The organism is Microcoleus sp. B7-D4 (assembly GCF_036705125.1).
In the GTDB taxonomy this organism is placed as follows: domain Bacteria; phylum Cyanobacteriota; class Cyanobacteriia; order Cyanobacteriales; family Microcoleaceae; genus Microcoleus.
Map to the genome: position 1 here is coordinate 1 of NZ_JAUBTT010000173.1, position 8926 is coordinate 8926.

General features: G+C 45.4%; 3 protein-coding genes. 1 reads left to right on the top strand and 2 read right to left on the bottom strand.

Annotation, left to right across the window (positions count from 1 at the left end; genetic code table 11):
• Positions 1-38: 38 nt before the first annotated feature.
• Positions 39-5204, bottom strand: coding sequence for a DUF4114 domain-containing protein (locus QUB12_RS35685; RefSeq protein ID WP_333147176.1), 5166 nt, complete (start codon positions 5202-5204; stop codon positions 39-41).
• Between the two features lie 326 nt (positions 5205-5530).
• Between QUB12_RS35685 and QUB12_RS35690 the strand changes: the two genes are divergently transcribed.
• Positions 5531-6328, top strand: a complete 798-nt coding sequence (locus QUB12_RS35690; RefSeq protein WP_333147173.1) for an IS4 family transposase — start codon at positions 5531-5533, stop codon at positions 6326-6328.
• Between the two features lie 300 nt (positions 6329-6628).
• Here the strand turns inward: QUB12_RS35690 and QUB12_RS35695 are convergent.
• A partial coding sequence (locus QUB12_RS35695; RefSeq protein WP_333310832.1) for a DUF4114 domain-containing protein occupies positions 6629-8926 on the bottom strand: 2298 nt, incomplete at its 5' end.

The following is an 8926-nucleotide window of genomic DNA, read 5'->3' on the forward strand; positions in this document are numbered from 1 at the left end:
GGGTCATTTTTTAACGTTATATGCTTGCTATGTAAGCATTATAACCTATTTTTATCGTATTTTATGTTTAAGTCCCGATAATCGATATCGCCGGGATAAGGTTGAACAAGCCCTTGAGCGGTAGTCCCGCCAAAACCCAACATGGTCTTGAGCTTAGTACCTGCGGGTAAATTTACTCGTTGGGAAGCAAGCTCTCTACCAATATCGAATACAGCTCGTTTTTCGAGCGGTGCGATATTCCATGCAACAGAGCTACTACCATAAAAAGTTTGAAAAAGATTTTCGTAGTTGATTTCAAAGATTAATCTGCCTCCCTCCAGCTCAACGGGACTAACATTCACTTCATCTCCATATTTATCTCTTTGAACCTCAACTGAGATTTTTCTTAACAGTCCATCCCGTTGTCTAATAGGTCTTTCAAGAAGTTTGTCCACGTCGTTGGGATTGTCTGCTGTATCGCGCATTTCGACCAGCTCTGCGATCCTCTGGCTTAGCTCCTGCAACCTTTCCTTCTCATCTTCTTGGATACTCAAGCTTGCTGCCATTCCCCAAGGGCTTCCAGCCGTTGCGATCGGACTGTGCTTGCTATCAAACACACCGTAAGTAAACTGGTTGCGAGGCCAATCCCCCGTAACAATCCCATAGTCAGCAGCGATACTAATTGCTGGGTTAATATCGTCAATTGGAACGCTTTGGAATTTACTCGAGCTGACCGGACGGCTCGTGGCAGGATTGAAGTAAGGCGATTTGACACCTCTGTCGAGGTTGTCGATTTTAAAATCTCCAGGGTTTTCCAGAGTTCTGATAATTTCCTCGACATCGAAGACATAGACACCCCCGTCGCCGCTCAGGGTGGGGTAGGAAGCATAGAGGTATTTGTTATCGTTAGAAAGTACCAAGTCAGTGGTTGCCCCTTGCGGTATCGGTCGAGTCGCCGCCACCAGTTTCGGAGTGGGTCCAAACGGGTCTTTAATGATGCCGATATTGCTTCCTGCCCGCACCCCGTCTATGCTCTCAACTCCGGTTTGCGGACTGTCGTTTTTCGCGGCCACAAACGCATAGGACCCATCGCGCATCACCGTGACAGCCACCGCCCGATTGACATCAAAGTAATCTAGGGAACCGCCCATTAGGGGGTCACCCAAACTTAGCGCCGCATAATCGTTGGCAGTAGCGGCAAAGCTAGTGGGATCGTCGTTGGTAATTGTTAATACGCCAAAGCCCTTACTATCATTACTGGTGTTAGTAAAGGTCATCCGATTCGGCTCGGCGGTAGCAGCCATTCCCTGCACCCCAGCAAAAGTATTTACCACACCAATCTCCTGATGCCACTTGCGGGGGTTCTGGCTTGGATCGAGAGGTTGGTCTTCAGGATCGATATTCACCGCGATAATCTGGCTAGTTGGAAAGCCCGGTGCAGTGGCGAAGAGCTTGCGCCCGTCACTGCTAATAGCTATTTCATTTAACCCACCCGTTACTGAGCTTAGGGAGATAGTCTGGATGACCTGATGATATTCTTCGGAGAAGGGGTCGATGTCCAAAACATAAATGTTTCCTCGCTTCCCATCAGAGATGTAGGCATATTGGTTGCGGGGGTCGATGGCAATTGACCGAGGCGTTGCACCAATAGGCAAATCGATCGGGTTGATGCCGGGGGTATCTGGTTTGGTGTCCACCTGTTGCAACACCATCGGATCGACCAATGCCACACGACCAGACTGCTCCAGAGCCACGTAAACGCGGGTTCCGTCACTCGTCACAGCTAAGTCTCGCGGTCTGTCGATCGCGCCATCTCCCACAGGAATAGTAGAAAGCAGTAAATTAGAACTGCTAGAAGCTGCCACAACCGACTCGGGATCTGTACCGTCTAAAACTGCAACAGCATCAGCTCCTTTTAGCGCCGCAAAAACATACTCAGCTCCCGCGTCCAACCAAATGGGATTGCTGTTGTATTCGATCTCCTCATACACTGGTTCCGTCAGGTTCTGATCGACCAGTTGATTCTGCCGTCTGGATAAGGAAATGTAAGACTCACCCAAAACTACAGTATTAGGTACTTTAACTGCCACTTCAAACTGGTTGTCTCCCAAAGTTGCGCTAAGGTTGGGCAATATTGCCTGTTCGTAAACGCGATCGCCAACGTAGAATTTCACAACTAAGTCTTCGAGCCGGCTGCCCTTGGGATCGCCCAAATTGCTCGCCAGAACGTTACTGGCTTTGAGGAAAAGAATCGGTTCGTTACCCTCAAAGGGTTGATTGTTTTCGTCTTTGAACTTCAGAGAGGCTGCTTGAAGTTTAGGTGCGGCTGCGGAATTGGAAGCTGCTGGTGTTGGTATATTTAGGTTGGCTTCCAAAGTCGCAACGCCGTTTGAGTTTCGTTGGACGCCCAACTCAGTAACTATTGGCAATCCCACTTTAGGGATCGCGATTACTTTGACTGAAGAGATGTCGTAAGAAACTGTAAACCCAAAATTGGTGACAAAGTTGCTTGGATCGATCAACTGACCGATACCTCCCAAGGGGTCAATGATACCAAAAAATGCTAGGGGGAAATCGTAGTTAAGGGTGAGTTGACCTTTGACTAAGGTGGCATCTCCGGTGGGACTTGAATAGACAATTATATATTCGCCTGGCCTGACAACCCCTGGATAGGGTGGCGAGGAGGTACGAATTGTGCCGTCATCCCCAACTACACCAGATTCTTCTTGAAGCCAGATTGGTTTCCAGACACCAGTTTCATCCGGTAACGCACCCTTCCGCATGAAGTAGACCTCAGTTCCCGCAGGTAAGCCCTCTGGTGCTGGCACCGCTAATTGAACTGGCTGTTCCAGAGAGCTATCGCCAAAGTTCAAATTAAAAGCCCCGGCAAACTCAAATCCAGTCGGGACTGGCAGCGATAACTCGGAGCGATTTAAGGAAGCAATGCTGACATTTGTATCGCTGTTCAAAGCGCCGGGAGGCATCATCACCATAAGTTCTCCGTCGCTTGAGAGGACGACGCCGCCAGCAGCCCCCACGGTTGCAGGCCCGCTTCGCGGCGCTTCGACTCGCACTGGAATTGTTGCTTCTGCTGCACCGTAAATCGCAGTCACCGCAGCATCGCCAACGCCGACTGCTGTAATAGTGCCGTCGGGACTGACCCTCAAGATGTTGCTGTTGTTGCTAAAATAGCGCGTACCCGTACTGGCTGCGGTTAAGTTGACCTCGCTCAACCCAGGGTTCAAGCCGAGGGACAGTTTCCGGGTTGCGCCGGGTGTCAGGGAGACGGCATCCGGGTAGGGGTCTAGTCCGTACATTTCGGCTAGTATCTGATGCAATTGAGCGTCTGTTGTCGGTTGCGGCATCGCCCCAATGCGAATTGGGGTCACTGCTTGCAGGTTGTTTCTACTCGCGCTCAAAATCGAAGTGCCGTTGGTTAAACCTGTCACTTTCCCGGCTGCGTCTATTGGTGCTACTTCTGGATTTATTGAAGTGTAAGTTAAATAAGAATCTGGCAGCACTACACCTTTTTGGTCGGCAAAATCTCCGAGCACAACTAATTCCGTATTTTCTCCTGCATTGAGGATCGGATTTCGCTTCACAAAATCTAGATTCAGCAGGGGAACATCGCTGACGTTGACTGTCACCCGCGCGGGAGTTGAACTCCCAAAAGCGTCGCTGGCAAGGAAATCAAAGCTGGCAATTCCAGAGAAGCCGATTGCTGGTTTAAACGATGCTTTGTTCGTTAAGGGATTGAAAATTACAGTGCCGTTTACTGGATTGAGGACGCTAATTGTCAGGGGGTCGCCCTCTGCATCTGTGGCCTGATTGTCTAATGAAATAGTTGTCTCTAATTCTGTATAAGTCCGAGCGCTTGTCGGTGAAACAACGGGCGGATTGTTGTCAGAATTCGGGGGATTGGCTTCGGCGAGCAATTGTTGTCCTAACGGAGTATTGCGCCATTCTCTGTCAGGATTGATGACTGTATCTAGCAGCGGTGCGTTTCCTATTGCGCCACTAATTTTAAAGATTAGGTCATTGTAATCTCTGTCTGAGTTGGCGGCCGACATATCTTCGAGGGCAAAGGTGTTGCCGGTGCCGGTAATGTCGGCTATTTGTAGCAGATGAGCGGTATCGTTGGGATTGGCTGTGGCGATACTGAATAAGGGACGGTTTTCGGGGAACAAATTTCCCGAATATGAGGATTGGAAGGATGATTGTATTGTAGCGTTGGGGACTAACATGACGGCAAAGGTGTCGCCTGGTAGCATGGAGAAAGTTTTGATACCCTGATATTCGCCGCTGCCCCAATCCCCGTCGAACGGCATCGCACCGGTGAATTTGGCTCCTTCTTTCGAGTCGCTGATGACAATATGTCCGTCGGTGGAATTGCTTAAAACTCTACGGGATGCTTCGGCAATGAATTCTGGAGTTCCTGGTGTAAATGCTTCCATTCCTGCCAGGCTGAAAATTCCGAGTTCGCCTTCAAAGTAGCCGCCGTCAAATACATAGTCAAATCTGACTTGTCCTTGGTTATATACAAGGAAAGTGCCGGGGCTTGGTAAATTTGCTGTTGTTGTTATTGAGAGATTTGTTGGGGTATTGGTACTGCTTTGGAAGTTGCCAGTACGCTGTGTTGAATTGGGTTGACTGTCTGCAAGATTGTCAGGGAATTGACTGTCTGTAAGATTGTCGGAAAGTTTGCTGTTAGAGTTGAAAAATCGCGGTTTTGGTTCGTCAGAATTAATAGCAATTATTGGATAGATTTCAGTTGCTAATTCGGCTAGTGTGAAGGTGGCAGGGATGTTCGTATCGATTGTACCAGCCGTGAATTCTGCAACAGCGCCCGAATCTGTTTTTATCAGTAATTCTTCGTTTTGATTTTTGGCTGTTATTTCAGCAACCGGAAGAGTACGTTCAACCGTATCATCCGCTTTAGTTATGACAATTAAATCGGTTTTTGTCGGCAATTGTTCAGTTTTAAATTCGGCTACTATTTCAGGAAAAGCGGTGTCATATTCAATTACATCGACAGTTGTTTTTGTGCCAATAATTTCAGCGGTTTTTTGGTAGAATTGTTCTGCTTCTAATTCAGCGGTGGTTGCGGTAACAGCCCGATCATTTTTCTGTGTATCAGTAGCCTTTTCTGCGAGAACAACCTCAAGGATTTTGGTTAGCGATTTTGATGCAGGATTGTCAAGGGTATTATCAGTTTTTCTAGGCAATTCTTCGCCCCGATTATCGGCAATTTCAGCGGTTATCGCAGGCGATTGTGAAGCGATAGGAGTGGGAATCAGCGTAGTTGCAGCGGTTGATCGAGAAGCAGTACCGTTTGCACCATATTCGGCTTCAGCGGGCGATTGAGAAATCTGATTACTTGCAATTTTGTCGGTTTTAATTAATTCAGCATCGGCTGGCTGGCTGACAATAGATTCTGTTGATACTTGCTGACGGGGTGACAGGTTGCCTGAAAATCATACAGTCCGGCAATCCTAGACAAATCGCCTAGAAAAAGATAGGGTAAGAAAGCTTCTTACCCAAAAACACTTAAATGATACCAGAATTATATCATGCCCATTTGTTAGAAAAGCTGACACGTTCTCATTACTTATTGACAATTTTATTGATTCAAGTAGTGCAATCGATTAAAGAAGTCACATTGGAAAGCATAGCAACAAAACTAGCGATGCCCATTAAATTTGAAAGTAGAAGAAAAAAGATTCAGAGATTTTTATCGGAGGATGAATGGACTCTAGATAGTATTTGGTTGCCACTGGTGATTGGTTGGATTAAAGGTAGTGTCAAACAAAATAAGGTTGTATATTTAGCAATAGACCGAACCAAATGGCAATCAAATAATATTTTGATGGTTAGCATGATTTGGCGAAAAAGAGCTATTCCTATTTATTGGAAAGTCCTTGACAAACAAGGGAACAGCACATTGGAAAATAAACAATTCGTATTAACGCCAGTATTCGCCGCCTTATCAAATTATAAATTGCTCGTGTTAGGAGATCGTGAATTTTGTAGTGTTAGCCTGGCAAATTGGCTGAGGGAGAAGAAAGTAGATTTCTGTTTACGACTAAAAAAGAATGTTTGTATCAAGACGGAATTGGAGTTATGGACTGAACTAAAAATGCTAGGATTAGAGCAAGGAAATAGCTTTTTCAATCAAGAAGTAACAATCCGAAAAACCGCACCAGTTACGGGGTTTAATTTGGCAGGTAAGTGGCTGGGTAAATATCGAAATATTACTACAGAAGAACCTTGGTATATTCTGACAAGCTTGGCAAATATACAAGCAGCAGTTGATGCTTATGCAAAAAGATTTGGAATTGAAGAAATGTGAGCGAGACTTTAAGGGTGGAGGATATAACCTAGAAAGGACTAATCTCACGGGCGAGCGATTGAGTAAATTATTAATTCTGTTATCACTAGCATACTTGAAGAGTATAATCCAAGGGATAGAAATTAAGTCAAAGCAAGTTCAAGAATATCTAAGCAGAAAAACAGAAAGTCACAGAAAATATGCTAGACATAGCACTTTTTATATTGGACTTTGGGGTGAATCATGGGTCGATTTGATGTTTAGTAATTGGCAGGTTGTTGTTGAATTAATGTCTTTGTCTCCACATAAACTACCTAATTATCAACAAGGCATAAGAGCTATGAGGCTTATTCTATCAGCGTTATAGACGACTTGTCGCCCCGACAGTGATACTTGCGGTTCAATTCCTGAATTAAATTCATTAATGCTAGCGCTTGGTGTTTTTGGATTAGGGGTTATTTGTTCTATTTCTAGCGATTCTTGAGTTGGGGATTTACCAACTGTTGATGTTCCTGTTTTTGTAGATTCTTGATTTTTGGGTTGGCTAACAGTTAGTATTTCTGTTGGTGGCGATTGTTTGCTATCTGAGTTAGCGACTGTTGTTAGTTGAGGTTTTTGACTGTCTGACTCGGTAACTGTGGTTACTGTTGTTATTGGCAATTCTTTGCCATCTGGGTTAACAATGGTTGCTGCTGTTGGTTGAGGTTTTTGACTGTCTGAGTCGGTAACTATTACTGGTGATTGAGGTTTTTGATTGTCTGGGTTAGGAACATTTTCTACTGTTAGTTGAAGTTTTTGACTGTAATCGTCAGTGAGTGTTGCTGTTGGCTGAGGCTTTTGTTTGTCGGTATCGCTAGTTATTAATGATGTTTTTTCCTGCGATTTATCAGCCGAATTAGTAGCACTTGATTCTGCTGGAGATTTCGGCTCTGATTTATCCGATTCACCCTTCAGTTTTTGAATTAATTGGGAGTGAATTGCTGCGGATTTGGCGTCAACTAATTGGCTGAGGGGAATGATTTTAGATATAGCGCCCGTGACTCGGAATGTGATATCGTCGTAATCCCGATCGCTTCCTTGAATCAGCCCCATGTCTTCCATGACGAAGAGTTGCCCTTCTCCTGTAATGTCGGCAATTTGACCGATACTGAAGCCGTCGCTGGGATTGTCTGTAGCTATTGAAAATAGGGGTTTTTTGTCGCCGCCGATTGCGGGGTTGTCGTATACTTGCTGTACGGTGCCGTTGGGTACTAGCATGAAGAAGAATTTGTCCCCAGGCGTCATGGCAAATGTTTTTGTGCCGAGGTATTGCCCGGAATTGAGGTTTTCTGAGCTGTTAGGATCGGTGTAATATGCTCCTTCTAAATCGTCATCCATTGCGATGTAGCCCTTTGTCGAGTTGCTTAAAGCTCGACTTGCTGCTTCTTTGATGAACGCCTCGGAACCGGGAACGAATTTTTCCATTCCGAGTAGGCTGACGATGGCTAGTTGTCCGCTATACCAGCCGCCGTCGGATGTGAATTGTATGCCGATTATTCCTTTTTCATCGACACTGAATGCGTTTGAGTCAAAGTTGATGTTGGTTGGGGGAGTTGAGGTTTGATCTGGTTCTGGGGTTGAGGTTTTATTGGGTTCTAGATTAGTGGCTGTATCTAAGTTTTTGGTGGTGGAGATTTCGGTAGGTGAAGTTTTGTTGGGTTCGGATTTGTCAGTCGTTGATGTAGTCGCAACTGAGGTTTTGTTGGATTCTGATTTATCAGAAGCTGACGCAGTTGCAGGTGATGTTCGATCTGGTTCTGATTTATCAGAAGCTGACGCAGTTGCAGGTGATGTTCGATCTGGTTCTGATTTATCAGTCGTTGATGTAGTTGCAGGTAATGTTCGATCTAGTTCAGGGTTTTCAGTGGCTGAGGCAGTTGCGGGTGATGTTGTATTTTCTCCTGAATTGTCAGACGTTGATGCAGTTGCCGGTGATATTTTGTTTGGTGATGACTCGAAGAAGAGTGTAGTCTCTGATGATAAAGGCGTTTGGTGTTCTTCGGGTTTTGAAGTCGTTTCAGCGGTAGCGGGTAATGGCGTTTTGTCGGAAGCTTTTTCGCTCGTGGTAGATGCAGTTACAACTGGTAATGTTTTGTCCGAATCTTGTTCTGATTTTGTGGAGGCGGTTGGCGATAATTGTGTTTTATTTTCCAGCAATTGATCGGGAACAGCGGTTGTAGCTTCTGTGGTTTTATTTAGTTCTGAGTTGCTAATTGACGAGTTGACTGGAGGTATGTCAGTCGCAGATTTATTAGAATCAGAAGAAACGTTATTTGAGGCAATTCGATTTGGGTTGGTTAGGGGGTCTCCTAAGTCCGAGTCGAGTTTACCAATTAGGGGGTCAACTTCAGAATTTGTTGTATCCCTGAGAGTGCTGTTAGTTATCAGAGGGCTGGTGTTGGTAGAAGGTATGCTGTTAATATCGGAGGCTTTATTAATAATAAAAGCATCAGCTTCTGTTCGACTGAATTCGGATGCGGGCCCGCTTGCGGGTTCTATTAAGTTACAGCGTATTCCAGGTTTATGAAGTACAGTAGCAGCAGCTTGTAAACCAGTTTTTAAAGTGCTTAGGATTGACCA

Bases quoted from the DNA above. Each gene is read 5' to 3' on its own strand.
- QUB12_RS35690 (WP_333147173.1), top strand. From the start codon at position 5,531: ATGATACCAGAATTATATCATGCCCATTTGTTAGAAAAGCTGACACGT.